Genomic DNA, 25,456 nt, shown 5'->3' with positions numbered 1-25,456 from the left:
TCTCCGATAGTTGGCGTTTTCTGACGCCCGAAAGCACGTATTCGGGCGAACGAAGAATCTATCGCTGGAGAAGGCATACTCCATGCCAATGAACTGTTTGGGTTTTTATTTACGAAAAATCAATAAGTTGCCGTGCGCAACCGCTTGCCGCAACGCAGCGGCACAATGTTTTGTAAAGAAAGCCGACGACGCGACCCGCACACCGGGCGTCAGTCAGCGTTCAATCTTCCGTGAGCCGCGAGTACAGCCTCGGCAGCACCAGTGGTAGCTCCGAAGGCTTGCGCACCACCATGAATCCGTCGGGGCCGAACAGATGCGGCAGGTAGCCGGCGCCTTCCTTGTCGATGGTCACGCAGAAGGGCTTGAGGCCGGCCTTGCGTGCTTCGATGAGGCTGTGACGGGTGTCCTCGATGCCGTAGCGCCCCTCGTAGTGGTCCAGGTCGTTGGGCTTGCCGTCCGAGAGGATCAGCAGCAGGCGCAGAGCGGCCGGGTGGCGTTGGAGGATGTGCGTGGCCTGACGGATGCTGGCGCCCATGCGGGTGTAGTAGCCGGGGCGCAGGGCGTGGATGCGGCCGAGCACATTGGGGCCGTGGCGCTCGGCGAAATCCTTGATGCGTGAGAAGCGGATGTGGTCGCGCCGACGCGAGGAAAAGCCGTAAAGCGCAAAGCGGTCGCCGATGGCGGCCAGCGCTTCGGAAAACAGCATGAGGCTGTCCTTGATCACGTCGATGACGCGGGCCTCGTTATCCACCCACGCATCCGTGGACATCGACAGATCCGCCAGCACCAGTGTGGCCAGGTCGCGCTCGCGTCGTTCGCAGGCCAGATAAGACGCCAGCTCGCCCACCCGGTGACCGGCCTTGTGGTCGGCCATCGCACGCAGGCAGGCGTCGATGTCCGCCTCGCTGCCATCCGGCTGATTGCGCAGCCAGCGACGGCCCGGGGCGATGGCTTCGAGCTGCCGGCGCACCTTGCGGGCCGGTCGGGCGAGGCGGTCCGGCAGGGTGCAGGGGGCCGCGTCCTTGGGTTCGAGCACCGTCAGGCTGCACTGGTCGGGTTTGAGCACGCGTTGCTTCCAGTCCCACTCGGGCAGCAGGATGCCCTCGCGCAGGGGGATGTCATCCACCGCCTCCGAGGGCAGGTCGAGATCGAAGCGGACTTTCGATGCAGTGCGCTGGCCGTCGTTGGCGATGGCGATCTCGTCCAAGTCGTCGGCGAAACCGGCGTTGGCCTCGGGGTCGTCGTCCAGCCCGCGATTGACCTTCACATACTCGCCGAAGGACAGCAGGCTCTCGGCGCGGAAGGGCAGGATCAGCGCGTTGTGGCCGGTGGGCGCGTCCTCGCGCTTGGCCTTGCGGCGCTTCTGGCTGGCGTCCTGGGAGTCGCCCGATTCGGCGCCGTCGTCGCTATCGAGATCACTGTCGGCCCGGCGTGGTGCCGCTTCTTGCGCGGCCGGGCTGGGATACATCCAGAGCGGCACTGGCTGCGGCGGATGTTTCGCCGCGGGCAGGTGATCGACCGAACCGGGCTCGGTGAGTGCCTGGCGGATGGCGGCTTCGGCCGCCGCTTCGTCAGCCGGCATCTTGTCGATGGGCAGCCGCAAGGCCAGCACCGCATCGACCAGTCGCTGGTAGCGGGGCCGCATGCCCGGAAAGCGCGCCAGCGTGCTCACGGTGGCCTGCTGGCAGGCGACGATCCACGCGGCGTTGCCTTCATGGGTGGCGGCGGCCTGGGCGATGAGCCACAGGTAGAGGTCGCGGTTGGCGGTCTTGTCGGGAAACAGGTCGAGCGACGGTGGCAGGCTCAGGGTCTGGGCGTCGCGCCGGGCATGGGCCACGGTGTCGTCCACATGGGCGACGCGGGCCAGCCAGCGGCGGCGGGCGCCGTGGTGTTCATGGGCGGCGGCGGTGACCCGCAGGCCGGGGTCGCCACCGAAGGCGCGGAACATGACCCCTGCCATGCGCTCCACTTCGCTGAGAGAGACAGCCGCCTCGGGGTAGGTCTGCCGCGCGGCGCGGGTGATGAAGCGGTGCCACAGACCGCCGACGAATTCTTCCATTACCGTCTCCTGGGCGCGCCCTGCACCGGCAGGACGGGCGCCTCGTTGGCCTCGGCAGCCGCGCCGCGCACCCATTGCAGCAGCGGCCCGTTCGGGTTGTCGCGCTGGGTGGTTTCGCAGGCCGACACGCACTGGGCGCATTGGGTGCAGGTGAACATGCCCGCCTTGAGCGTGCGTGGCTTGAGTCGCATGGGGCACACGTGATCGCAGGCCGAATGGCAACTGGCGCAGTCGCCCGCGCGCTGACGCTCGAAGCCCACCACCATCGCCCGGCGGTTGCCCACCCAGGCCAGGGACTGGAACAGCCCCACCGCACAGGCAAAGCGGCAAAACAGGTGGCGCGCGAAGAGAAACTCCAGACTCAATACCACCGTCGCGGCGGTGATGAAGATGAACTGGTTGCGCGTGGGCGTGCCGGCGATGAGATTGCCATACACCTCGACGGGGGGCAGCAGATAGGTGAGCAATACCACCGCCCACACGAAGGCGAAGCCCACGGCCAGCGGCACGGTCACCAACCACCAGCGGCGGTCGATGCGAATGGGCGTGCCGTCCGGCTCGAAGGGCGGCAGGGCGCGCTTGTCCCACACACTGGGTTTGCCGGTGGCGCGGCGCATGGCGCGATTGATGGTCTCGACCACGGAAAAATGCGGGCATAGCCAGCCGCAGTAGAGCCGGCCCCATTTCCACGCCACCCCGATGAGCACGGCCCCCGCGCCGACAAGGGGCAAAAACACGCGCAGCAGGATGTTGCCTGCGGCCTCGCCGGCGCTGACGCGCCCGGCGGAGAAGTCTTCCAGCCCGGCGTGCCATTCCATGCCCAGGAACCAGGCGTGACCCGCGGTGAGGTCATAGCGCAGCCAGTCGAACACCGGGGCCATCACGAACAGCACGAAGAAGCCCACCTGCGTGATCAGGCGCAGGCGTTGGCGGGGATCGCTCGCGGGGCGGTCGCACAGGCTGGGCATGAGAGCGTGCTCAATCATCAAGGCGCCGCCCGATGAGCGGATACACATAGGGCTTGCCCGACAAGGCCTTGGCGAAGCCCAGCGCGCCGAAGAGGATGAGGGTGGAATGGCAGGTGGTGAAGTAGAGCACCAGCACCACCCAGGTATGCGGGGCGTCGAACCCCCCCATGAGCAGGATGGTCGCAATGCCCGTGACCAGGGCAGCCCCGCCCCACAGGCTCCCGGCCATCGTCTGCGCCAGATGATTGCGGGCCAGCGGCGGGGTGCCGTTACGATGGCGCCACCACAACATCAGCAAGGCTGCAAAGGCCACCCCCGGCAGCAGCATCAGGTTGACCAGATACAGCGCCTCGGCCGCCACCGCGATACCGAAACCGGGCACGGCAGACGGGGTCTCCTGTGGCGGGATCGGGTCGGGCGTCATGTTCGCGGTCCTTCAGCGCCCGAAGGTGGCCGAGACCACTTCCATGAGCGCCTCGACCACCTCGGCTTCATCCGTCAGGCTTTCGATGAGCGCCGCGCGGCAGGCTTCGACCGGGTCCATGCCCACGCCGATGAGGCGGGCGGCGTAGACCAGCAATCGGGTGGAGGCGGCTTCTTCCAGATCCACATCCTTGAGCGCGCGCAACGAGCGGGCGATGGACACCAGCTGTTTGGCCAGCATCGGCTCACAACCGGTTTCGCCGAGCAGGATGGATTCCTCGGCCTCGGCGGTGGGGAAGTCGAAACGCAGGGTGACAAAGCGCTGGCGGGTGGAGGGTTTGAGGCCCTTCATGAAGTTCTGGTAACCCGGGTTGTACGACATCACCAGCATGAAGTTGTCGGGCGCCTGCAGGATCTCTCCGGTGCGGTCGATGGGCAGGATGCGCCGGTCGTCCGCCAGCGGGTGGATGACCACCGTGGTGTCCTTGCGTGCTTCGACCACTTCGTCCAGATAGCAGATGCCGCCCTCTCGCACCGCCCGGGTGAGCGGCCCGTCGCACCAGACGGTCTGGCCGTCACCGATCAGGTGACGACCGACCAGATCGGCCGCGGTGAGGTCATCGTGGCAGGCCACGGTATAGAGCGGCAGGCCCAGCTTTGCGGCCATGTGCGCCACGAAGCGGGTTTTGCCCACGCCGGTGGGGCCCTTGATGATCAGCGGCAGGCGGTTCTTCCAGGCCAGCTCGAACAGTTCGATCTCGTTGCCGGTGCTCTGATAGAAGGGGGGCTCGGTGGTGGGGTTCACTCGGGTATCCATTGTCTTTTTCCGTTGGGTTATCCGCCCAGGCTCAGCCAGTAGGCCAGGGCAATCAGGCTGGCCACCAGCACCAGCCAGCCAATGAGCAGTGCGCGCCACATCAGGCGCACGCCGCGCAGGGCCATGAAGTCGAGCACGACCAAGCGGCCCTTGATGAAAGACAGCGCCAGCAGCGCCGCCATGACACCCAGCCCGCTGGCGCCACGCTCGCCCAGCACCCAGGTGGCCGCGGTGGCGGCGAGCAGGACAAGCCAGACGAGGTCGAGTCGATCGAATTTCATGGTGCTCACCGCATAACGTAAACGAGCGGGAACAGGACGATCCACACCAGATCGACCATGTGCCAGTAGGCCGCACCGCTGACCAGCCCGTTGGTGTTGTCCGGCCCGTAGGCGCCGCGCCGGGTCTGATGCCACAGCACCGCGAGAATCACCATGCCGAGGATGACGTGCATGAAGTGAAAGAAGGTGAGCGACAGGTAGAACATCCAGAAGGTGTTGGTCGAGAGCGAAATGCCGGCGCCGAACTTGGCGGCGTACTCGAAGATTTTCACCACCAGAAACCCGCTCGCGCAGGCCATGCCGCCGGCCAGCCAGCGCGCGCCGCGCACCGAATCGCCACGTTGCTCAACGGCATTGACCGCCCGTGCCACGCACCAGGAGGCGGTAATGAGAAACACCGTGTTGAGGGCTCCGGCGTTGCGATCCACCTGCAGCTGCATTTCGTTGAAGAGCGCGACGTCATGCGCCCGCGCAAACGCATAGGCCGCGAAGAACACGGCGAAGGCCAGCAATTCTGCAAGGATGAAGAACCAGATCGCCAGATCGCCCGGCGGGGCATCCTGCCGGGTGGGGGGGGCGGTGGGTTGGAGCACGTTTTCCATGACGGCATCTTGGCCGGGACGGCACATGCTTTCCTTGATGTCGACCAAAAGTCCGTGACGCGACGGTGGAGGGCGGCATGAGGATTTGTGTCCGCATGTGACAAATTGCAAATGACATTCGAATGGTGTTTTGCGAAAATCCAACCCTCTTGTCATTTCCTCAAGCCCATGTTTTCCGAGTTTTCCACCGCCACGCGGCTGTACGATCTGAGCTGGCGCGACAGCGGCCCTGCGGTGCTGGTCGAAGCCTGGTGGGGCCATGAGGCCCTGTCGCAGGGGTTCGAGCTGTGCATCGACGCGCTGTCGACCGACGCGCACCTGGCGCTCAAGGACTTTCTGGGCAAGGCGGTGAGCCTGCGCTGCGCCCTGCCCGACGGCAGCGCCAGCACCCGCAGCGGTCTCGTGCGCGCCGCCTTCAAACTGGGCAGCGACGGCGGCTTCACCCGCCACCGGCTGGTGGTGGTGTCCTGGAGCTGGCTGCTCACGCAAACGCGCAACAACCGCGTCTTCCAGGACAAGAGCGTGGTCCAGATCGTTGAGCAGGTATTCGCCACCCACCAGCAGTTCGCTGCCTGGCAGTGGAGCGATGAAGTGGCAGGCTTTCTGGAGCGCGTGCGCCCCCGCAGCTACTGCGTGCAATACGGCGAAACCGACTACGCCTTCATTTCCCGCCTGCTGGCCGAAGAAGGCATCGGCTGGTGCATGGAAGAAGACGACAGCGCCCCGGCCGGCCACCGCATGCGCCTGTTCGCCGACAGCGGCGCCTTCCCCGAAGACGTCCAGTCCCAGGCGGGCGGCATCCGCTTTCACCGCGCCGACTCGCAGGAAGAGAGCGACGCCATCGTCGCGCTCGGCGCCCACCGCAAGCTCGGCCTGTCGGTGGGCACCACGCTCAGCTACGACTACAAGCACAAGAAGATCGTCGCCACCAGCCTGCCCAGCGTGCAGCGCCCCGGCGGCCCCAACGCCCCGGTGCTCGAAGACTTCGACGACGCCGGGCTCTACGCCTACGCCGACCGGGCCGAAGCCGAGCACTACGCCGGGCTCATGCTCGAAGCGCGCGAAGCACGCTTCAAGACCTTCATCGGCCGCGGCACCGTGCGCAGCTTCCGCCCCGGGCTGGCCTTCAGCCTGAGCGAATCGACGCTCGACGCCCTGGTCGACTCACCCGACGACGCCACCGACGAGAACGCCACCCGCTTCGGCCTGCGCTCGGTGCTGCATGTGGGCATCAACAACCTCACCGGCGAAGCCATGGCCAGCATCGCCAAGCGCCTGTCCGGCGCACTGCACACCGACCCCGGCGCCTGGGAAGAGGCCGAGACACCCCGCGCCGACATCGCCCACGCCCCCGCCCAACTGCCCGATCGCATCCTCGAATTGGCCTGCGAACGGGGCTACGGCAACCAGTTCGACACCCAACGCCTCAGCGTGCCCTGGCGCCCCGTACTGGCCGACGGCACCGGCGAGCGCCTCAACCCGCGCCCTACCGCCCCCGGCCCCATGACCGCCATCGTCGTCGGCCCGCAGGGCGAAGCCAGCCCCAACGGCGCCGACGAGCTCTACTGCGACAAATACGGACGCATCAAGGTGCGCTTCCACTGGCAGCAAGGCCTCGAAGCGGACGACAACCGCAGCTGCTGGCTGCGCGTGGCCAGCCGCCAGGCCGGCGAAGGCATGGGCTGGCAGTTTCTCCCGCGTATCGGGCAGGAAGTGCTCGTGGGTTTCCTGGGGCAGGACATCGACCGCCCCATCGTCATCGGCGCGCTCTACAACGGCCGGGGTGAAGGCGGCGTGGTGCCGACCCCGGGCGGCGAGGCGGGCAGCGCATCGGACACCAGCGTCTTCACCCAGGCCACCGACCACAGCCCCTCCGCCCAGGGCAACCTCAGCGCCGGCAACAGCCCCGCCTGGCACGGCGGCGCCTCCACCGGCCACGGCCACGCCGCTGCCCTGACCGGCTTCAAGACCAAAGAGTTTGGTGCCAACGGCAGCTACGCCGGCTACAACCAGCTCGTCTTCGACGACACTGACAGCCAGCAGCGCGTGCAGCTCAAGAGCACCGAATCGACCAGCGAACTCAACCTCGGCCACCTCATCCACCAGGCCGACAACTACCGCGGCTCCTTCCGTGGCACCGGCGTCGAACTCAGAACCGACGCCTGGGGCGCCCTGCGCGCCGGCAACGGCCTGCTCATGAGCACCTGGGCCAAAGGCAGTGACCGAGAACCGGCCGGCGACAACAGCGCCGGCATGGCCCTGCTCAAGCAAGCCACCACCCTCGGCGAAACCCTCTCGGGCGCCGCCAAGACCCACCAGACCGTGCAACTGGCCAGCGCCCTGGGCACCCAGGCCGCCAACCAGAGCGCCATCGACCCCGACGCCGCCCCCATCAAGGCCCTGCACACCGTCGCCAGCGGCATGGTCGCCAAAGACAGCACCGGCGCCGCGAACAGCGACGCGGGCGCCAAGAACACCGCCGTGGGCGATGGCAAAGTCCCGCACCTCACCGATGCCGCCATCGTCCAGGCCGCCAAAGCCGGCCTGGCCATGGTTGCCGGGCAACACCTGCAATGGACCGTGGGCGAGACCGCCACCCTCATGAGCGGTCAGGACACCAACTTTGCCATCGCCGGCAAGACCCGCATCCACACCGGCCAGGCCATCGGCCTGCTCGCCGGCGCCATTCAGCCCGGCGAGCAGAACACCGGCATCAAGCTCATTGCCGCCCAGGGCGACATCGACGCCCAGGCCCAGAGCGACGAGATGAAGTTCCAGAGCAAGAAAGACCTCAAACTCGTCTCGGCCAGCGCCAACATCGACTTTGCGGCGGCGAAGAAGATCGTCATGTCAGTCGGTGGCGGGGCCAGCATCACCATCGACGGGGGCATCACCGTGCAGTGCCCGGGGACGATCACGGTGCATGCGAGCAAGAAGAGTTTTAGTGGGCCGACGAGTGAAAGCTATGCGTTGCCGGTGCTGCCCGCGAGTTTCATTGCACCGGAGCCGGAGCGACGCTTGGAAAGCACCTTCGCCTACGATCAACTGACTCAGTTCGCTCAAAAGTCGACAAGGGCCGAGTTCATCGCTTTGGTTGCGCCAATTTTTGGCTTTGACATTGACGCCAAGACATACATCAAACTGCAGGAGGGCTTGAAAAGCGGTTCCATCCCGAATGCAAAGATCGTGCTGATGTCGGGAGGGCCGTACCCGGCCGCGTTTGACAACGAGACGCGGGAGATCCGCGTTCATCGCGTCGCAGCGGATCGCGCCGCCGAAGACAACGCTGAGGCGTGGCATCTGCTGACTGTGCTACTTCACGAGTTCGGTCACTACATTGACGCCGTGCTGCGCGAGGATCTGGCAGACAAAAACGCGGATGGCAGTCCACGTGTTGAGCCCGATGCCTCCGGAGATGAGGGTGCCAAGTTTGCCTATGAAATTGCACAGTACGACCTGGAAAACACATCCAAGACCGAATTCGCGCACTACGCCTCGCCCGACTACACCGGGCCACTGAGCGTCAACTACAACGCGGCCCGAAAAGCCATCCAGCTGGCCCAAGGGGAGGAGGCTCAGCGCAATGAAGGCAAGAGCGGCACGTTGGAGTACTTTGGCGCAGGCCGGGGTGAGCATGCCGAGGAACGGCCGGAGAGCTCGTTTGGGCACCAATCGATTGAAGATGCGCTGTTAGATAGCGACCGTGAGGAGTATGCAAGACCCGAAATTCGTAAACAGATCTACTTTGGTAACTGGCTGCGAGACTATTCTCAAGTCCTTGATCCGAAAATCGTCCGTCCGCCCAACCTGCCCAAGGATATTGGGCGTTATCTTTCACGCGAAACCCTGACCAAGTTGGTCGCCCTTAAGGCGGAAATCGAGTTCGGCGATAAACGCGAAGAGCGGAAACTCTATGCCGTGACGCCGAAAATACTCGGCGTCTACCGTCCGGTCGAGCACATCGACAACCCCACCAACAACGATCCGGCCGCCAAAGATCCCCGAAGCATCGACCCGGACTTCCAGCCGCTCCCTACGCGTGAATCGCTGGGCGTGGATCCGGTCACCTCGATGAAGCGCTACATCGCGGCCTCACGCGAGTACATGCGCTCGCAGATGGACACGGCTGCCATGGCCGGAAGGACGCCCGAGGGATACCGCCATTTTGGTGCCGGCCTGCACGTGCTGGAAGACTATTTTGCGCACAGTAACTTTGTCGAACTGAGCCTGCGTAAGGTGGGCTACACCAATGTGCTGCCATGGACGTCCAAGGCGGCGGGCAAGCACCCCTACCCGGTCGTGACCGGCATGTTTGATTCCGAAGACGTGATTGCCAGCACCTTCGGCATGATTGCCGACATGCTGTTCAAGGTTCAGTGGGAATTCCAGGCCAACAAACCCGGGGAGCGCACGCCGAGCGATCGGGCGATGCTCATCCTCCTTGAAGAACATAGCGACCCGGCGTACTTGAAGCGATTCAAGCAATATCTTTGGCTGCGAGACAAGTGGGCGAGCGTGCCAGGGCATCAAGTCCCGGAAGCGCTGATGCATTACACTTTTGGCATGGTTGGCAACCTCTACAGTTTTGTTTACAACAGCTTGTTGCATCTGATCGCCAACAGTGTGAGCGACGAACAGGTCTATCGTGCCGGTGACCCAAATACCAACGGGTCCACCGACCCCACACATTCGCAGCTCGCGAAGGACCATGACAACCATCCGTTCCACACCTTGGCGGCCAAGCTTGCTCAATCGGCCGTAAAGACCGTTGGCGCCGCCATGGCTGCCCGCTGGCGGGGTGATGTCAGCGTGGATCCCGCCGCCGTTGCGGCTGCGTTCCTAGTTCACCCTTTCGATACCAATTGGCAGGATCAGACGGTGACGGCGTGGGGCCAAAGCCACCCTGAGCAGATCAAACGTGGTGAGTCTTCCACCGAGTGGGAGGCCCTACGAAAGGCGCATGAACAGGAAGTACGCGATGGGATCAACAAATTCGGCCAACGTAGCCAGGAATTCTGGGACTACATAAACGAGAATTTCGAAGCGATGTTCGGTGAAAAGAATCAGGTGACGAAATGAAGGCTTACGCTCTAGTGCTCCTGCTCGGAGCTGCCTTGACCACGGGGTGTGACGCCAGCGACCAATCGGCATTTTCACGGCAGTCTGCCCCGTCATCACAAGGGGCGAAAGAGGCGACAAGTAAAGAGACGTTGCGCGAGGAAATCTACCGAAGGGCCCGTGAACGCAATGGAGGCAAGGAGCCTACCAGGCTTGAACTTATTAACGAATTTGCCCGAAAGGCATACGAGGAAACCGGAGCGGTCACGGACTATGGCACGCCACGCACAATTGTCCGTGGTGCGAAGCCCGAAATTGTTATTCAGGGCGAGCAGATCATGATTGATGGCACACTCATCTCGGTCGGCGACCCCATAGAAAATTGGCAATTGGCGCTGCCGGGTAATCCGAGGTGCACGTCTGGGATAAACTCGAGAGTGCTTTGTGCGTGGGATGATTTAGGTATAGAAGTCGGTTCGTCTCTTAAAGACCACAAGATCGCGAATTTCTTGATGATTACGATTATCAAAGAAGAACGGGAGCCATGGAATCCTTTGATGCCTGACGGGTCGACCATGCCTGAACCTCCAGATCTAAGTCCGAGGAACCCGTTTCCCGGCTACTTGGAGCTTGACGGCTTTGGCATTGATGCAGAAACCGAGTTCTGGGAAATCCGCGAAAGAGCCAACCCTGAACGTAAGCTGCGTTGTGGCTCGAACGACTGTAGTCATCCATTCGGAGGATTCAGTGAGAAAGCCCGCATTTACTTGCGACTCAATAGCGCATCTGAACATGGAAACGTCTATGAGTTCAGCATTTCTGGCTATGAAGAATGACTCTCCTTAAGGCCTGTGTGCCGTGAATGATGTCGCCTTTCAACGATAGGAATCAACGTAAGAAGTGAGCACTCTTACGCGTGTGCTCTTGCTCTCAGCTGCGCTGGCCCCGGCGTGTCACGCCAGCGACCAACCAGAATCCCTAAGCCAGACCGCCCCATCGGCCCAAACGGCGGATGAAACCCTAGGTAAAGAGCCGTTGCGCGAAGCAGTGTACCGGCGCGCCCGCGAGCGCAATGGCGGCAAGAAGTCGACTAGGCTCGACAATCCCTGAGGACCTGATAGCCACTGAGCAGTTGCTTGCCGGGTCTGGTCGAAGATGCTCAAAAAAAGGTGTCCGATGGAATGAGCTTCTGTGCACGTTTGTTCCCGCTGATGGCCTTGTTAGCCTAGGGGAGTCTGGTCAGCCGCTAGGATCAATGGGGTCAGAGTCATTAATTTGTTTGCCTTTGGGGCGGGGCGGAGATCGAAAGTCGGTGGCGCTCAGGGAAGGCAGAAAACAATGACTCTGACCCCATTGATCATGAAGATGAGGTCAGGTCCAAGGTCGCGAGCACCAAGACGGTCAATAGCCACCATTCAGCCATGGTGCTGGACATGAACGCCTCGAAATATGCGGCAGCGTTCGATCTGGCGATCGGACGGTGCAAGAGCTACGATCCGAACCTGCCCAATGGCGGGCCGTTCTGGGAGCGTCTGCTGCTGATGGCGGATTGGCGATTGAGTAGGGAGCCGGACGACGTTAAGTATTACAACACCGGGGAGCTGCCGCGAGAAATCAAAACCCAAATGAGTCGGCCTCTGGCTGTGCCAGGAGTCTTGAATGAAATCAAAAGAGTCCCCGAGCGTTCATCAGATTCGTACGTTTTAGGCTCAATTTAGGGATAAAAAGACGTGTCAAAGCTACGCGTTGTACTCACGTTCTTGCTGCTAACCGGGGCGCTTTTTGGGTGTAAGGCACCGATGCCCAGTGACAAGATGCCAACGCAGGTTGTGTATCGGTTCGACGACCACAGATACCTGACCTTGACGGGCCACGAATGCGAAGGTGCGCTGTTCTATGTTGATGAAAAACGTGGCCTGAATACCGAGGTGATTAGCCAGTTCGCCAGGGTGTTTCTTCCAGATATCACCCACGCTGACGACGACGGGGATTACGTTTTCATACCATTTAGCGACGTGTCGGCTTTTCGTGTTTCACGCGATGGAGGTCGCACATTTTCGACCGCTCGTTGGGTCGGAACGCGTCCATGGGTGGAAGAGATCACCAAGTTGACCATCATCAACCAGCAAGCCTTCATTGAATCCAAGGACGGGCGGCTTTTCATGACGTCGAAGCCGTTTGGTGATTATTGGGGAATGAGAGTGGTCGATGTTGTGAATGATTTACCTACCAAGCGTTACGCTGAACTCCCCGAGTTCCAAGGCCTCCCCACCAAAGTCCCCGAGGTGAAAAACTACAAGGGCTGGACGCAGATGCGCTGCGATCCGAATCTTTGACTGTCGAGGTCACGCCACGGGCCATGGCATTTCAGGCAGGAAGCAAACAGGGCGCTGCGGCGCCCTGTTTTTTATGCGACATGCGGTTGCGGGGCAAGATCGCAAAGTGTCATTGTTAGCTGTTCGAACGCCTGCGCTCAATTCGTGAAGGAAGGGCTTGCTCTCGTCAGGGTGGTTTAGAGCATTCCGTCGCCTCCGGTGTAGGTGACTGACGAATAGTTCTCGCGCGGGGACGTCCACGCCGAAGCAACATGCTTCCAGATGATGACGGTTCGGACATCGAATCGCCCGGGTGTCTCGAATAGAAAAACGGCGGGCCCGAAGACCCGCCGTTTTCATGCTCTGTGTGTGATCGGGTCAAGCCGTTGCGGCCTTCTCTTCTCCTTTGACAAAGAAGCTGGCGATGTAGATGACCAGGCCGATCAGAAAGACCACGCCGGTCCATTCACGCATCCAGTAGAACAGGCTGATCTGGTCCTGTGCCTGCATGAACGGGATGGGGGTGTCGGAGTAGCGCTGCAGCCATACCTGCAGGATGCCCGCGGCGGTGAGGAACAGGGTGATGAACACCATCGAGATGGTCATCAGCCAGAAGCTCCACATTTCCATCACCTGCGACTTGTTGCTGTTGGCGGCGCGGCCGCGCAGGATCGGCATGGCGTAGCTGATGATGCACAACACCACCATCACGTAGGCGCCGTAGAAGGCCATGTGGCCGTGGGCGGCAGTGATCTGCGTGCCGTGGGTGAAGTAATTCACCGGTGCCAGGGTGTGCAGGAAGCCCCACACGCCAGCGCCCAGGAAGGCCATCACGCCGGTGCCCAGGGCCCACAGGGTGGCGGCCTTGTTCGGGTGGTCGCGGCGGCGACGGTTGACCATGTTGAAGGCGAAGACGGTCATGGCGAAGAAGGGGATCGGCTCCAGCGCGGAGAAGATCGAACCCCACCACTGCCAGTACTCCGGCGTGCCGATCCAGAAGTAGTGGTGACCGGTGCCGATGATGCCGGTGATGAGGGTGAGGGTGATGATCACGTACAGCCACTTCTCGATCACTTCGCGATCGACGCCGGTCACCTTGATGAGCACGAAGGCCAGCAGTGCGCCGAGGATGAGTTCCCACACGCCTTCCACCCAAAGGTGCACCACCCACCACCAGTAGAACTTGTCGAGCACCAGGTTATCCGGGTTGTAGAACGAGAACAGGAACATTACTGCCAGGCCCCACAGCCCGAGCATGAGCACCAGGCTGATGGAGGTCTTGCGGCCCTTGAGCATGGTCATGGTCAGGTTGAAGAGGAAGGCCAGCGCGACCACCACGATGCCCACCTTGGTGATCAGCGGTTGCTCCAGGAACTCGCGCCCCATGGTGGCCAGGATGTTGTTGCCGGTGTATTCGGCCAGCGTGGCGTAGGGCACCGTCAGGTAACCGACGATGGTCAGCGCGCCGGCGACCAGAAAGATCCAGAACATGGCGATCGCCAGCTTGGGCGAGTACAGCTCGGTTTCGGATTCCTCCGGCACCATGTAGTAGGCCGCGCCCATGAAGCCGAACAGCAGCCACACGATCAGCAGGTTGGTATGGACCATTCGCGCCACGTTGAACGGAATGGTGGGGAAGAGGAAGTCGCCAACCACATACTGCAGGCCCATGATGAGGCCGAACAGGATCTGCCCGACGAACAACCCGATGGCCGCGATGAAGTAAGGCTTCGCGACAGCCTGGGATTTGTATTGCATTGTTCTATCTCCTGAGAGTCCGTGTCGTTCAGCCGATCAGCCTTCGATGTTGGGTGGCCAGTTGTTGGTGTCGATCTCGGAGGAGTACTTGAGGAACTCCACCAGGTCGTCCAGTTGCTGCTCGGTGAGATTGAAGTTCGGCATCTGGCGACGGCCCGGCGCGCCGGTCGGCTGCGACTGGATCCAGGCCTTGATGAACTCCGGCCCGCGACGCGGATAGACGTTGCCCAGCTCCGGCGCGAAGTAGGCGCCTTCGCCCAGCAGCGTGTGGCAGCCAATGCAGTTGTTGGTCTCCCACACCAGTTTCCCGCGGGCCACCGACTCGGTCAGGTTCTGTCGGTTGTCGCGCTTCGGTAATGCGCTGGTGGTGTCGAACGTGAGCGCGAGAAACAGCAGGGCAAAGAACACTGTCCCCCCGTAAAAGATGTTTCGCGCCATCGATTTTGTGAATGTGCCGCTCATGGGGCCTCCCGTATTGGTCAACGCTGCGCTCGCAGCATGGGGGGCAGTGTGCAGCGGGGACGGGGGTTGGCTCCTTGACTCGGGTCAAGGGCGCGGGCGGGCTAGCAGTCGGGCTAAAAACCGCTTGAATAGTGGGGTTTTGTGGGTCGCGGGCGAAAGCGGCTGGCATATGACGCTGCGTCAGGTAAGCTGGTCAATGTGCCGCGGCAGCGCGCGTTTCCCCTTGGTCGGGAGAGTGATCCAGACGATGATCGACTACGTGAAAGACATGTGGGCGCTTGCCCTCGACGGTGACCGGCAGGGTGTCCTGTTCCTGGTGGCCGTGTATGCGCTCGTGATCTGTGTCTACTCGTTCGTGCGACAGCTTCTGGTGCGGCAATGGCCTTGCGTCAGCGGGGTGCTGCTGGATGCGGCCGTCAAGCAATGGGGCGGCACCGAGCCGCTTGTTTCCGAACAGGACTACAAGGTCGATTCACTCTACGAATATGTCGTTTCCGGGCAGACGTTTCGCGGAACGCGGGTGTCGCCATGGGTCATCGTCGCGTCCCACAATGCCCGCTTCCTGTTGCGCAGGCAATTGAACAAGATCCGCAGGCATAAGGACGGCAGCGTCGACGTTTTCTACAATCCGAAAAAACCGGAGAAGAGTTTTCTGATTCGCCCCGGCATGACCGGGTTGCTGGTCACCCTGGCCTTTGCCGTGCTGCCGAGCATCTACTACGCGCTTGAGTTCCACACATGATCCGGTTGGAATTCGACGTGCAGACCGTGCCAGAAGCGTCGACCTTGATGGGGTGGATGTCCCGGCTCGCTTGAGCCTCACGAAAGAATAGCGTCGGGACGCGAATGCGTTCCGAGCCAGATACACCCAAAGCACCCTCACGGAGAAAACATGCGAATCTCGATCCCCTTGCTGTCTTCAGTCGCCTTGCTCGCCGGGTGCGCGAGCACGCCCAGGTTCAACTTTCAGGACGTGTCCTATCCACCCATCAACCAGACGAGCACCGCCTATCTGGGTGATCGACTCATGATGCAGGGGCGCGGCTTTCGCACGGACATCGTCGATGTGAGCACCCTGCGGGGCAAGTACGCCATCATCGGTGAAGGGGCCTATTGCCGTGTCCCCGGCACCGATACCTTCTTCAACTTCGGTTCCCGGCCCATCGTGTTCCTCAACTTCCTGGGCGGATCGCGCGGGTCGACCAACAAGTTCACCTACAAGCCTGCCACCAACGAGGTGTGCCTGGACGACATGTGGTCGGGCTGCTTCGGGAGCGAGTTCGGTTCCATCAAGTATCGAAGCGACGCGGTGTGCTCCGATCCGAATGCACAGCAGAAGATCATCGAATACAACGGCAAGGCCGGCGAAGTGCTCAACTTCACCTACCGGGAGTACTTCGGCAGTCGCATGAACGCGCCAGTGACGACCAACTTCACCATGGATCAGTCAGAAGGCGACGTCATCATCTACAAGGGCGCGCGCATGAAGGTCATCCGGGCGACCAACCAGGAAATCGAATACGTCGTCCTGAAGAATTTCAACGACGCACGGTGAGCGGTAACGGCATATCGACCGCTCACGTCGAATCGAGACAGACATGAATATTTCGGATTACCTGATCGATCAGGCCGGCCACGATTGGGCAGCCATGCTGTCGGACTGGGCGTGGCTGCTGCCGGAAGATCTGACCGTGTGGATGGTCAATCGCTTCGGGGACATCATCTTCGTGCCGGACGACGGCAGCGTTCAGTTACTCGACATCGGCGCCGGCGTGGTGACGCCGCTGGCCGATAGTCGTGAGACTTTCTGCACCCTGATCGACACCGGGGACAACGCCGACTACTGGCTGCTGATCTCGCTCACCAATGAATGCGTGGCCGCCGGTCTGACGCTCGCGCCCGGCCAGTGCTACAGCTTCAGGATTGCGCCGGTGCTCGGCGGCAAGTACGAAGCCGGGAATATCGAGGTGGTGGATCTGGCCGTCAATTACGGGCTGCTCGCACAGATCCACCAGCAGATCAAAGACCTGCCTGACGGCACGCGTGTGAATCTCGTGCTCGACGAGTGAAGGGGGCTTGCGGATACGCTGTTCGACGCCCGCGCGCCGTTCTTTGTGGTGCCTCTGGTGTTTGCCCTCGGCAGAGAACCGGGCATCGACGACGCGCAGGTGATTGACCTCGTGATCCGCGTATAGTTATGCCGTTCGAGTTGGCGGCGCGCCCCATGCGCCGTCCGTGATCTGGCGCTGCATGGCGCCGGGAAGATGATTGTCTGATTGAGGTGTATGCGATGGAATCACGGGATTATCTGGAAATGACCTTCAGGTCGATCAACTGCTTTGCCGACGACGGCAAACTGTCGGCAGCAGAACTCGGGGAAATTCTGGCGATCGCCGAGCGAGACGGGGTGATCGACCCCAACGAAATCCGGGTGCTCCACAGCATCATTTCCAAAGTGAAGCCCCACGAGATCGACGAGCCGATGCGCGCCATGCTCCAGCGGGTGTCGGAGCGCATCAGCCGGAAGTAGAATCCCGATCACGCCACCGCGTTCCGCTGACGGCCTTACGCCTGTTTCGGCTCAATTCAGGGGGCTCTTCCGTCGTCTGGGTGTCGGGTGACGGTATGGCGCGAACGGTTCCCGATCATGAAAGTGACGGTTGAGAAGGTCGTGGCGTTCGAGCGCCCGTCGGCCATGGACGGTGATCTCGACGGCTGGGGTGTATTCAACGACAAGGGTGTTTCATGACGAATCCAGACGGCTTTGCAAAGATTCTCTTCCGTGTCCCCGCGGATGACGGTACCGACGATGTCGAGACCCTGTGGGCAAAGCCGCTTGGGGACGATCGCTACGAACTGGCCAATTCCCCCTTCTATGCCTACGGCGTGTCCTGGAAGGACACGGTGTTTGCTCCGTTCGACCCGGCTGAAGAATTGCCGTGCGTCGAGCGCGTGGATGCGAAGTCGGGGCACCGGACCGTGCGTGTGATCTTCGAGGAGCGGGCCAGGAAAAAAGGTCGCGCCGATCGCGTGCTGCAGGCGCTGGTCAAACTCGGGTGTACCTACGAAGGGGCAGATCCGCGTTTCTTCTCGGTGGATCTTCCGCCGGGCGTCGACCTGGACACCGTCTGCGAGCTGCTGGTCGAAAACGACACTGAATGGGAATACGCCGACCCCACCTACGATTCGCTGTTTCCTGAAGAGGCCTGATTGTGGCCTTGCATCCACGCCGGGGGGTGTGACATGGATCGACGCGCTTTCATCCAGCGGGGGGCCGGGCTGGCGATGGCTGCGACAGCGGCCCCGGCGGTGCAAGCGGCGTCCTCTGAACCCGACGGGCCGGTGCTGCTCACGGTCTCCGGGGCGGTCACGCACCCCAATCGCGGTCCGCTCGACCCGGCCAGCGATGTGCTCATGAGCAAGCACGGCGTGCAGTTCGATCGCGCCCGCACGTATCGCTACGCCACGCTGGCCGCCATGGCCCAGCACACCATTGCCCCGACGCTTGAGTATGACGGCCGTGCCCACACGCTGCGCGGCCCGAGGCTTTCAACGGTGCTTGCAGACGCCGGCGCGCCCGCTGGCGCTGCCACACAGGTCACCCTGCGGGCCTTCGATGGCTACACGCTGGAGAGCCGCGTCGGCGAAATCGAACGGCTCGGCTTCATCCTCGCGCTGACCCTCGACGACACGCCCATGGCGCTCGGTGGTCTGGGCCCGTTGTGGGCGCTGTACGATGCTGACCGCATCCCCGAATTCGCGGCCCGGCCGCTGCCCGAGCGCTTCGCCGGGTGTCCGTGGGGGCTGTATTCCATTCACGTCGTGCCGGGGTAGGTCGCGGCTCGTCGGTGGTGTGATGACGTGGCGAGTCGTGCCGGTCGCAGCTTGAATCCGCTCACGGGTGGCTCGCTCAGCCCTCCAGTTGCAGTGCCGCCAGTCGTGCGTAGAGCCCGCCTTGCTGACGCAACTGGGCCGGCGTACCGATCTCGACGATGCGTCCATGCTCCATGACCACGATGCGATCGACCTGCTGCACGGTGGCGAGTCGATGGGCGATGACCATGGTGGTGCGCCCCTGCATGGCGGCCTTGAGTCCGCGCTGGACCAGCACTTCCGACTCGGCATCGAGCGCACTGGTGGCCTCGTCCAGCAGCAGCACCGGCGCGCCCTTGAGGATGGCGCGGGCGATGGCGATGCGCTGTCGCTGGCCGCCCGACAGGCGGGTGCCGCGCTCGCCCAGGAAGGTCTGGTAGCCCTCGGGCAGGCGCTCGATGAATTCCTCCGCAAAGGCAGCGCGGGCCGCCGCCTTGACCTCGTCGTCGGTGGCGTCGGGGCGGCCGTAGCGGATGTTCTCGAGCGTATTGGCCGAGAAGATGACCGGGTCCTGCGCCACGATGGCGATATCGCGGCGCAGATCGTGCAGGCTCAGGTCGCGGATGTCCTGCCCGTCGATACAGATGGTGCCGGCGGAGATGTCGTAAAAGCGCAACAGGGCCTGAAAGAGCGTGCTCTTGCCGGCGCCCGACGGGCCCACCAGCGCCACGCTCTCGCCGGCCCCCACCTGCAGGCTGATGTCATCCAGCGCCAGCGTGTCAGGGCGTGCCGGATAGCTGAAGCTCACATGCTCGAAGCTCAGTCCGACCGGTGCCGCACTGGCGGGGCGGGTGAGCCGCGGGGTTTCGCGAATGGCCGGTTGCGCGTGCAGCAGCTCAAGCAGGCGCTCGGCCGCGCCGCCCGCGCGCATGACTTCGCCCCATACCTCGGACAGGGTCCCGACGCCGCCGGCCACCAGTGCGGCATAGAGCACGAACGACAGCAGCTCGCCATGGGTGAGCAGGCCCTCATTGACCTGGCGCGCACCCACCCACAGCACGAACACGATGATGCCCATCACCGCAGCGATGATCAGTGCGGTCATGAGGGCGCGCAGCCGGGTGCGGCGGATGGCCGTGACAAAGCTGGTTTCGGTGCGTTGCGTGAAACGCTCGGCCTCTCGGTGTTCCTGGGTGTACGCCTGCACCGTGGGCATGGCATTGAGGATTTCGCCCGCCAGGGCCGAGGTGTCGGCGATGCGGTCCTGTGACTCGCGCGAGAGCTTCTTGACGCTGCGGCCGATGCCGAAAATCGGCAGGGCCAGGACGACCATCAGCCCCAGGTTGAGCGCAAACAGATGAAAGCTGGTGACGGCGAGCATGATCATGCCGCCCACGAACTGAAACAGGCTGCGCAGCCCGAGCGAGACGGAGCTGCCCACCACGGTCTGGATGAGCGTGGTGTCGCCGGTCAGTCGGGAGAGCACTTCGCCGGTCTGGGTGGTTTCGAAGAACTCCGGCGACTGCGACAGCACCCGCCGATAGACCGCTGCGCGCAGATCGGCGCTGACGCGCTCACCGATCCACGAGACGGTGTAGTAGCGCGCAGCGACCATCGCCGCCCAGAAGCTGGCCATGCCGAACAGGGCGAGAAACTGGCCATTGAGGCCGAGTCCGCCCAGCAGGGTGTCGTGCGGCTGCGCGGGCGCGCCGAAGCCGGCATCGACCACATCCCTGAACGCAAGCGGAACCAGCAGGATGGTGGCCGACGCCAGGCATAGCAGCACGAAGGCGAGTGCGATGCGTGCCCGGTAGGGCCGCATGAAGGGCCACAGGGCGGTGAGGGGCGGGATGCGAAGCGGGGCTTGGGTCTGGTCTGGCATGCGCCCATTATGAGCCCCGGCGCGCAGACGTGACTTGGGGCTGCGGTGCGGCGCCTGGAAGTGCGGCAGTACGTTGCTGCCCCCGTGCACACGCGCACGAGCAGCGGACTCAGGCCAGATGCCCGACCTTCACCAGGATGAGGCAGCCTTCGCGGGAGAAGGGCTCATGGGTGCTCATGTGCGGGGAGCGGATCCATGTGCCGGTGGGGTAACGTCCATGTTCGTCTTCGAATGTGCCATCGAGCACCAGGATTTCCTCGCCTCCGTGGTGCCAATGGCGCTGAAAACGGGTGTCCGGCGACCAGCGGACCAGCGCGGTGTGCCCCGGCCCCTGCGCGTCGAGACTGAACACAGACAGCCCGGGAACCAGGCCCGGTCGCCAGTCCGCGGGGCCGGGAGGCGCGACGACTGAACGTGTGGCATGGGCGGGCAACTGGCGCAGTTTCACGAACAAGTCACAGCCGGTCTGGCTGAACGGCGTGTGAGTCGAACCGTGCGGGTTACGCAGATAGGTGCCCGCGGGGTAGCGCCCGTGCTCGTCCTCGAAGCAGCCGCTCAGCACGTAGATCTCTTCTCCTTCCGGATGGGCGTGCTCGGGAAAGCGTGCGCCCGGATCGTAGCGCACGATGCTGGTCGCCAAGCCTTGCTCGCCGCCGTGCCGAGCCAGCATGCGGCGGCGAACGCCGGGTGTCGGGCTTTCGACCCAGGGGGTGCTGACGGTGTCGACGATGACCCGCCCGGTCATGTCGTCGTTCAGCTTCATGTTCATTGACATGGGATGCTCCTGTCGAAGGTCTCGCGCAGCGCGGTCTTCTGACCGTGTCTCCGTCAGATCAAGGTGGATCGCCTTGATCTGACGGAGGACGAACGCTTACTCCAGCGGGCCGATCTTGTACGCCAGCATGCCACCGGACGGATTGTTCTGCGCGCCGTAGGGCACGTAGACCATGCCGTTGCTGATCACGGTGCCCGCGTTCATGCTCGCGTGATGCGGCTTGCCCAGACCCAGCGGGAATTCCTGGTTCAGATCCAGCGTCTGGTCCGTGAAGAGCTGACGCCCGTTGCGGGCGTTGAGCACGAAGAGCTGGCCCGATGAGGTGGTGACGTAGAGCAGGCCATTGGCGACCGAGACATGGCGCAAGGCCGCGCCGGCCTTGAGCACGACATGGTCGAGACCGGTGTCCGGGGGCGACCACAACGGCTCGCCGGTGCCGGCATCCAGAGCGTAGACCTTGGTCTGCATGCCGGTGATGGCCAGCCCGTCGTCGCTCACATCTTCCACATCGGCCCAGAAGACCGGGCTGAAGGTGGCGAAGAACGCGTTCAGGAAGCGGCTGTTCGGCGCGTCGAAGTTGGCGTCCGAGAAGCCGTCGTCGATGCCTTCGAAGCCAGCGACATAGACAACGCCGTCCGCGTAGGCTGAACCTGCCTGAATGCCGCCCAGGCCGGTAGGCTTGCTGATCCAGCGCTCCCAGACCGTTTCACCGGTGACCCGGTCGACCACCCGGTAGAGGCCGCCCTTGCTGCCGCAGCCGACCAGATCGCGTCGGGTACCGTCCGCCGTGCGCGCGGTGAAGAGCACCGGCGGTGACAGCACGTCGGCGTCGGTCGGGGGCGAGCCCGGGCCGGCGGGTGTCGGATTGTTGAGGTCGAACACGTCTCCCACATGCAATTGATTGACCCAGACGAATGCGCCGGTGCGGTAATCGATGGCATAGATCGCGTCGCTGCGGTCCACATAGCCGGCAGGGGCCGCAGCAGGATCGGGGTAGCCCGGGTAGGGGCGGCTGGTGTTCTGTCCGGTGCCGCCGTAGATCAGGTGCCGTGCGCGGTCGACCGCCAGGCCCGAACCTGCCGAGACGCCCGAACCATAGCGCTTGCCGGTCTGTGGGTCGATGTCGATGGTAGCGGTGCGCCAGGCTTCGACCGGGCGCCTCGGGTCGGTGATGTCGATGGCGACGACGAATCCCACCTGATCGCCCTGCTCCACGGCGTCATTGATGATGACGTTCACCTCGGTGATGAAGAGTTTGCGCAGGCCGGGCAGGGCGGGGTTGGCCACCGGAGTGGTCACGATCACCGGTTCCCCCAGGTTGGAGGCCAGGATTTCCCCCGGGGTGATGGCATAGGGCTGGATGCCCGGTGTGGCGGGGTCGAAGTCGATCTCCTGCCCACCGATCTGCCGGATGGCGTGAAGCCGGCCGTTCAGGGAGCTGTGAATCCAGATCAGGCCATCGTCCACCACCGGCGCGGAGTAATACAGATCCGGGGCGACTGGTGGGGTCTGCGCCGTGAAATCAGGGTCGACCAGCGTGGTTGTCCAGTGCCGGCGGGTGTGCGTGATGGTGCCCGTTCTCGCGTTGCGCGCGAACATGGTGCCAAGGCTGTCGATGTAGTAGATGGTGCCGTCGATCACCAGCGGCGGGGCGACCACGCCGACGACCGACGCCGGAAAGCGCAGGTCCAGCGCGTCCTCGAGGATGAAGCCGGTGGGCGGTGGTTCCGGCCGCCATTGCGCGTCGTTGAATGTGCTCCAGGCCCGCGTCAGTCGTGCCACGTTACGGGGTGAAATGATCGTCTCGTTCCGGTTCCAGTTGGTATTGAATGCGTCGGCCGAATACACCGGCCAGTTGCCCGCATCGTCCGCCATGGCGAACGGGGCGTGGGCAGCCATCGCAAGGATGGCCGCAAGCGCCGCACTGCGGCGCCGGGGGCGATATGACATGCTTCTTCTCCTGGAGGGGTGGCCGAAAACCGCCGGGCCTGGGGAATCAGTTGGTGGTGTAGATGCGCACTTCAGGGTCGGCCTTGAGCAGCGGCTTGAGCTCGCTGACCACGTCGTGAGTGAACAGATCGCTGCCGAGGTAGGCCGTGGCTTCTTCCTTGGTCTTAAAGCCGTGCAGCACTTGCACGTCCTCGTCGCGGATCAGCAGCTCCTTGGACGTCGCGCCTGGAATCTGGTCGAGGAAGGGCTGGCGATACTTGGTGTAGACGGCCCCGGCGGCCGGGCGGTCCTTGGGATCGACCTTCAGCGTGATTTCCAGATAGGCTCCGCCGGCATGCGCCCAGAGGGGCAGGGCGAGCAGGGCAGCGCTGAGGGCGAGGCGTTTTGTCAGTGACTGGGACATGGTGATGCTCCGAAAAGAGTTGGGGCGATGGTTTTGTGCGGGCCGCAATTCAAGGCCGGTCCCGACAGATCAAAGGCTACGAGTCCTTGTTTCCCTCAACAAATTCTTCTTTCACATGTCATTTATTGAAATGGTCTATAAATAGCGGATGAATCTCAGTCAGCTTCGTTTCGCCTGCGCCGTTGCACGCGCCGGATCCTTCACCGCGGCAGCGGCCGAGTGCTGTGTGACCCAGCCAACCCTGTCGAACGCCATCGCGCAGCTAGAGCAGGAGCTGGGCGTGCGATTGTTCGAGCGCACGACGCGGCGCGTCGGCCTCACGGCGCATGGGGAAAAGCTCCTGCCGGCCATGGAAGAGGTGCTGCGCGCGCAGCAGTCGCTCACCCGTCAGGCGCGCGAGCTGCTCGGCCCGGCGCGCGAGACCATCCGCATCGGCACCTCGCCACTGGTGCGGCCCGCGCTGCTGGGGCGCATCGTCGAACCCTTCCGCATGGCGCATCCGGACGTCGATGTGGTGCTCAGCGAAATGAACATGAGTGACCTGTACCGGCTGCTCGACGAGACCCAGTTCGATGTCGTCATCGGTGTGGCCGGGCAGCAGCGCGGCACCTGGACCACCGCCACGCTCTACCGCGAGCCGCTGCTGTATGTGCCCCGGGGCGGCCCCTCGATGGAGCGTTCCAGCGTCGAAGGGGTGCGGCTTTCAGACATTTCGGACGAGACCTTCGTGATGGTGCCCGACACCTGCGGCCTGGCCCGCGCCACGCGCGAACTGTTCCGCGCCCACCGGCGCAAATTGATCGAATACTCGGGCGAGGCGATGAGCTATCAGGTGTTGCAGGACTGGGCCCTGCTCGGCATCGCCGCGGCCATCCTGCCGCGCTCGAGCATCACCACCAGCGACGTCGCCCTGCCCATCGTGGACAAGGCCGGGCAACCGGCCATGATCGAGTTCGAGGCCGCGTGGCGGCGGGATGATGTGCGTGAAGGCGCCTGGCAGAGATTCAGGGAGCACCTCATGAGTGCCGCGGTGGAGGCGGTGCCGGGCGCACGATAGGTGAGATGCCTTCGCCACAGATAGTGGTCGAATTGTCGGAAGGCCTTCCGGGGACGCCCTTCGTTCTGCTGGGGGGCTCTTGGCGGCTGCATCCGACCCGAAGCAGACGCCGGAACGTTTGGATATGCCGGCAGTCGCAAGCCGTCCACTGGATCCACCGCATAAAGCGTTTCACGGACCAAGGCCCTGAATCACCCTGGGGCAGTCCAAGAATGAGGCAATCTATGAAGAAGTGTATGAAAACGAAGAAGGGTCAGGCTCGCGACATCAAGGATGGCCAATATTAAGTTGCCCATCGGTATAGCCAATAGCCCGCAATGCATATAAAAAGTGCGAGCTTGATCAAAGTGACACTCGATATTCGTCTCTTGGCCAGAAGCGGTTGCATTTTGGTTTCGCTTGCCGGCTCATACCCGCCCCTGGCCCAATCTAGCGCTTGGTCGGCGGGAATGAATGCCCCGGACTCTCCCTCGATCAGAACGCCGCCGCAGATATTGGAAAGAACTGCTGATGCAGGTTGCGTAACGGCTAAGTCAGCCTCGGTTTTGTAACTCAAAACCGCAAGCGAATCGAAATGCCGCAGTCGCTCCTCATTCTTGGAAGAGAGCCCGAGGTTTGAAAGTTCTTCTCGGGTAAGTGGGGCCACTGAGTACTCAAACCCCTGGTTTGAGTCGGGGCATGGCCAGAAGCCGGAGGAAGTTGAGGGGTCGAGCGAAGGGTCCAAGAGAACAGTGAAGCCATGGTCTCGCAGCGCAGAAGCCCATTGGTCAGTAGAAGGGATATCCTTTCGATTCAGCGCCACATAAAAGTCGAGGCTCATGATGCCGAGGCCC

General features: G+C 63.0%; 24 protein-coding genes. 11 read left to right on the top strand and 13 right to left on the bottom strand.

Going from position 1 to position 25,456, the window contains the following annotated elements; genetic code table 11:
• Positions 1–220 precede the first annotated feature (220 nt).
• Genes J0W34_RS18765 through J0W34_RS18740 form a run of 6 tightly spaced genes read right to left on the bottom strand, consistent with a single transcriptional unit; the run spans position 221 to position 5,150 of the window.
• Positions 221–2,059: a nitric oxide reductase activation protein NorD gene (locus J0W34_RS18765; protein WP_230969779.1), complete on the bottom strand. Its 1,839-nt coding sequence runs from the start codon at positions 2,057–2,059 to the stop codon at positions 221–223.
• Positions 2,059–3,045: a 4Fe-4S binding protein gene (locus tag J0W34_RS18760; RefSeq protein WP_407941107.1), complete on the bottom strand. Its 987-nt coding sequence runs from the start codon at positions 3,043–3,045 to the stop codon at positions 2,059–2,061. Before J0W34_RS18760 ends, J0W34_RS18765 begins: the two co-directional genes overlap by 1 nt.
• Positions 3,038–3,451 (bottom strand): hypothetical protein, encoded by a 414-nt coding sequence (locus tag J0W34_RS18755; RefSeq protein ID WP_230969778.1) that lies wholly within the window; start codon positions 3,449–3,451, stop codon positions 3,038–3,040. The genes J0W34_RS18760 and J0W34_RS18755 overlap by 8 nt, the downstream gene beginning before the upstream one ends.
• A 12-nt stretch (positions 3,452–3,463) precedes the next feature.
• Entirely contained in the window at positions 3,464–4,267 is an 804-nt protein-coding gene (locus J0W34_RS18750) for a CbbQ/NirQ/NorQ/GpvN family protein (RefSeq protein WP_230969777.1), read from the bottom strand.
• 17 nt (positions 4,268–4,284) lie between these two features.
• Positions 4,285–4,548 carry a cytochrome C oxidase subunit IV family protein gene (locus J0W34_RS18745; RefSeq protein WP_227816267.1) on the bottom strand — a complete coding sequence of 88 codons (264 nt, stop codon included), beginning with the start codon at positions 4,546–4,548 and terminating at the stop codon, positions 4,285–4,287.
• 5 nt (positions 4,549–4,553) lie between these two features.
• Positions 4,554–5,150 carry a cytochrome c oxidase subunit 3 family protein gene (locus J0W34_RS18740; RefSeq protein WP_230969776.1) on the bottom strand — a complete coding sequence of 199 codons (597 nt, stop codon included), beginning with the start codon at positions 5,148–5,150 and terminating at the stop codon, positions 4,554–4,556.
• Between the two features lie 168 nt (positions 5,151–5,318).
• Here J0W34_RS18740 and vgrG point away from each other — a divergent pair, with 168 nt between their 5' ends.
• The 4 genes from vgrG (at position 5,319) to J0W34_RS18720 (ending at position 12,544) form a co-directional block, all read left to right on the top strand.
• A complete protein-coding gene (gene vgrG / locus J0W34_RS18735; RefSeq protein ID WP_230969775.1) occupies positions 5,319–10,229 on the top strand; it encodes a type VI secretion system tip protein VgrG in 4,911 nt (1,636 codons plus the stop codon).
• Positions 10,226–11,044, top strand: coding sequence for a DUF7738 domain-containing protein (locus tag J0W34_RS18730; RefSeq protein ID WP_230969774.1), 819 nt, complete (start codon positions 10,226–10,228; stop codon positions 11,042–11,044). Before vgrG ends, J0W34_RS18730 begins: the two co-directional genes overlap by 4 nt.
• 465 nt (positions 11,045–11,509) lie before the next feature.
• The gene (locus J0W34_RS18725; protein WP_331001544.1) at positions 11,510–11,926 is read left to right on the top strand and encodes an effector protein Tle3 domain-containing protein; all 417 of its coding nucleotides are present in this window, start codon (positions 11,510–11,512) and stop codon (positions 11,924–11,926) included.
• Between the two features lie 81 nt (positions 11,927–12,007).
• Positions 12,008–12,544 carry a T6SS immunity protein Tli3 family protein gene (locus J0W34_RS18720; RefSeq protein ID WP_230969772.1) on the top strand — a complete coding sequence of 179 codons (537 nt, stop codon included), beginning with the start codon at positions 12,008–12,010 and terminating at the stop codon, positions 12,542–12,544.
• Positions 12,545–12,901: 357 nt separating this feature from the next.
• Here the strand turns inward: J0W34_RS18720 and J0W34_RS18715 are convergent, their stop codons facing one another.
• Together J0W34_RS18715 and J0W34_RS18710 are read right to left on the bottom strand one after the other, a co-directional pair.
• Positions 12,902–14,281, bottom strand: a complete 1,380-nt coding sequence (locus tag J0W34_RS18715) for a cbb3-type cytochrome c oxidase subunit I (RefSeq protein ID WP_230969771.1) — start codon at positions 14,279–14,281, stop codon at positions 12,902–12,904.
• 36 nt (positions 14,282–14,317) lie between these two features.
• Entirely contained in the window at positions 14,318–14,743 is a 426-nt protein-coding gene (locus J0W34_RS18710; RefSeq protein WP_227818213.1) for a c-type cytochrome, read from the bottom strand.
• A gap of 247 nt (positions 14,744–14,990) precedes the next feature.
• On the opposite strand from J0W34_RS18710, the gene J0W34_RS18705 reads away from it, so the two are divergent.
• The 6 genes from J0W34_RS18705 to J0W34_RS18680 all read left to right on the top strand — a co-directional run bounded on the left by J0W34_RS18705 (position 14,991) and on the right by J0W34_RS18680 (position 18,577).
• On the top strand, positions 14,991–15,485 hold the full coding sequence (locus J0W34_RS18705; RefSeq protein WP_230969770.1) for a DUF3592 domain-containing protein: 495 nt from the start codon (positions 14,991–14,993) through the stop codon (positions 15,483–15,485).
• A gap of 150 nt (positions 15,486–15,635) precedes the next feature.
• Positions 15,636–16,298, top strand: a complete 663-nt coding sequence (locus J0W34_RS18700; protein WP_230969769.1) for a hypothetical protein — start codon at positions 15,636–15,638, stop codon at positions 16,296–16,298.
• A 43-nt stretch (positions 16,299–16,341) separates the two neighbouring features.
• A complete protein-coding gene (locus tag J0W34_RS18695; RefSeq protein WP_230969768.1) occupies positions 16,342–16,812 on the top strand; it encodes a T6SS immunity protein Tdi1 domain-containing protein in 471 nt (156 codons plus the stop codon).
• A gap of 221 nt (positions 16,813–17,033) precedes the next feature.
• Positions 17,034–17,273 (top strand): hypothetical protein, encoded by a 240-nt coding sequence (locus J0W34_RS18690; RefSeq protein ID WP_230969767.1) that lies wholly within the window; start codon positions 17,034–17,036, stop codon positions 17,271–17,273.
• 215 nt (positions 17,274–17,488) lie between these two features.
• Positions 17,489–17,953 carry a DUF4265 domain-containing protein gene (locus tag J0W34_RS18685; RefSeq protein WP_230969766.1) on the top strand — a complete coding sequence of 155 codons (465 nt, stop codon included), beginning with the start codon at positions 17,489–17,491 and terminating at the stop codon, positions 17,951–17,953.
• Positions 17,954–17,986: 33 nt separating this feature from the next.
• Positions 17,987–18,577, top strand: coding sequence for a molybdopterin-dependent oxidoreductase (locus tag J0W34_RS18680; protein ID WP_230969765.1), 591 nt, complete (start codon positions 17,987–17,989; stop codon positions 18,575–18,577).
• Between the two features lie 76 nt (positions 18,578–18,653).
• On the opposite strand, the gene J0W34_RS18675 is transcribed toward J0W34_RS18680, so the two are convergent.
• The 4 genes from J0W34_RS18675 to J0W34_RS18660 form a co-directional block, all read right to left on the bottom strand.
• Positions 18,654–20,438, bottom strand: coding sequence for an ABC transporter transmembrane domain-containing protein (locus J0W34_RS18675; protein WP_230969764.1), 1,785 nt, complete (start codon positions 20,436–20,438; stop codon positions 18,654–18,656).
• 109 nt (positions 20,439–20,547) lie between these two features.
• Positions 20,548–21,213 (bottom strand): cupin domain-containing protein, encoded by a 666-nt coding sequence (locus J0W34_RS18670; protein ID WP_230969763.1) that lies wholly within the window; start codon positions 21,211–21,213, stop codon positions 20,548–20,550.
• A gap of 96 nt (positions 21,214–21,309) precedes the next feature.
• Positions 21,310–23,163: an outer membrane protein assembly factor BamB family protein gene (locus tag J0W34_RS18665; RefSeq protein ID WP_230969762.1), complete on the bottom strand. Its 1,854-nt coding sequence runs from the start codon at positions 23,161–23,163 to the stop codon at positions 21,310–21,312.
• Between the two features lie 46 nt (positions 23,164–23,209).
• The gene (locus J0W34_RS18660) at positions 23,210–23,566 is read right to left on the bottom strand and encodes a hypothetical protein (protein WP_230969761.1); all 357 of its coding nucleotides are present in this window, start codon (positions 23,564–23,566) and stop codon (positions 23,210–23,212) included.
• 148 nt (positions 23,567–23,714) lie between these two features.
• Here J0W34_RS18660 and J0W34_RS18655 point away from each other — a divergent pair, with 148 nt between their 5' ends.
• Positions 23,715–24,623 carry a LysR family transcriptional regulator gene (locus J0W34_RS18655; protein ID WP_230969760.1) on the top strand — a complete coding sequence of 303 codons (909 nt, stop codon included), beginning with the start codon at positions 23,715–23,717 and terminating at the stop codon, positions 24,621–24,623.
• A 283-nt stretch (positions 24,624–24,906) separates the two neighbouring features.
• Here the strand turns inward: J0W34_RS18655 and J0W34_RS18650 are convergent, their stop codons facing one another.
• Entirely contained in the window at positions 24,907–25,443 is a 537-nt protein-coding gene (locus tag J0W34_RS18650; protein ID WP_230969759.1) for a hypothetical protein, read from the bottom strand.
• Between the last annotated feature and the right edge of the window lie 13 nt (positions 25,444–25,456).

This window comes from Nitrogeniibacter aestuarii (assembly GCF_017309585.1).
GTDB classification, from domain to species: Bacteria; Pseudomonadota; Gammaproteobacteria; order Burkholderiales; family Rhodocyclaceae; genus Nitrogeniibacter; species Nitrogeniibacter aestuarii.
Note: the sequence above shows the minus strand (reverse complement) of the source record. Positions and strands in the feature narration are given on the sequence as shown.